Source organism: Streptomyces sp. bgisy159, assembly GCF_965341775.1.
Lineage (GTDB): Bacteria > Actinomycetota > Actinomycetes > Streptomycetales > Streptomycetaceae > Streptomyces.
Genome location: NZ_CBDQZH010000139.1, coordinates 1 through 534, shown reverse-complemented (window position 1 = coordinate 534; position 534 = coordinate 1). Strand labels below are relative to the sequence as shown.

The window sequence follows — 534 nt, the reverse complement described above, 5'->3', positions numbered from 1 at the left end:
GGGGTGCAGTTCTGGGTGAGGGCGGTGAGGGTGCCGTCGGGGCCGATCTCCAGGAAACGCGTCACGCCGTGGGCGTTCAGTGCGGTGACGCCGTCGGCGAAGCGGACGGTGTCACGGACGTGACGGACCCAGTACTCGGACGACGCCAACTCCTCGCCGGTGGCGAGCTGTCCGCTCAGATTCGACACGACCGGAATGACCGGGGGCGCGTAAGCGATACGCTCGGCCACCTCGCGGAAGGCGTCGAGCATCGGCTCCATCAGCGGCGAGTGGAAAGCGTGCGAGACGCGCAGACGGGTGGTGCGGCGGCCCTGCTCCCTCAGCGTCGAAGCCACCTCCTCCACCGCCGCCTCGACCCCGGCGATCACCACGGACCGCGGGCCGTTGACCGCCGCGAGGGACACCTCACCGCCACGACCCGCCAGCAGCGGCACCACCTCCGCCTCCGCCGCCTCCACAGCCACCATCACCCCACCAGCGGGCAGCTGCTGCATCAGCCGGCCACGCGCCACCACCAGAGCACACGCGTCCTGA

At 71.2% G+C, this 534-nt stretch carries 1 protein-coding gene; it reads right to left on the bottom strand.

The genetic code is table 11. The features are described from left to right. On the bottom strand, positions 1 to 512 hold a 512-nt coding region (locus ACSLTV_RS36180), incomplete at its 3' end, for an acyltransferase domain-containing protein (RefSeq protein ID WP_435613743.1). Positions 513 to 534 lie beyond the last annotated feature (22 nt).